Consider the following 508-nt stretch of genomic DNA (forward strand, 5'->3'; position numbering starts at 1 on the left):
CAGGACGTGGCCCGCGACGACCGCGCCGGCCAGCCGGTCCCAGTCGTCGGCCGCCCAGTCGAACCACCAGGCGGCCGGCCCGCTGACCAGGGCCGCGTCCGTCACCCGGCCGGTGACGACGACGTCGGCGCCGGCCCGTAGGCAGGCGGTGATGCCGGCCCCGCCGAGGTAGGCGTTGGCGGTGAGCGCGCCCTCCTCGTACGGCGTCAGGTCGTCGCCCTCGACGTGTGCGACGCGGACGGGGACGCCCGCCTCGGCCGCGAGGCCGCGGACGGCGTCGGCGAGGCCCGCCGGGTTGAGGCCGCCGGCGTTCGCGACGATCCGTACGCCCCGCTCGTGGGCCAGGGCCAGGGAGTCCTCCAGCTGGCGGACGAACGTCTTCGCGTAGCCGAGGCCGGGGTCCTTCAGGCGGTCGCGGCCGAGGATCAGCATGGTGAGTTCGGCGAGGTAGTCGCCGGTCAGGACGTCGAGGGGGCCGTCGGTCAGCATCTCGCGCATCGCGGCGAAG

The 508-nt window shown here is 76.0% G+C and carries 1 protein-coding gene; it reads right to left on the reverse strand.

Translation table 11 applies throughout. The annotated features are described in order from the left end of the window. A partial coding sequence (locus G3I71_RS46650) for an acyclic terpene utilization AtuA family protein (RefSeq protein WP_239149792.1) occupies positions 1 to 498 on the reverse strand: 498 nt, incomplete at its 3' end. Positions 499 to 508: the final 10 nt, after the last annotated feature.

Origin of the sequence: Streptomyces sp. SID12501, from assembly GCF_010550245.1 — a bacterium.
In the GTDB taxonomy this organism is placed as follows: Bacteria; Actinomycetota; Actinomycetes; order Streptomycetales; family Streptomycetaceae; genus Streptomyces.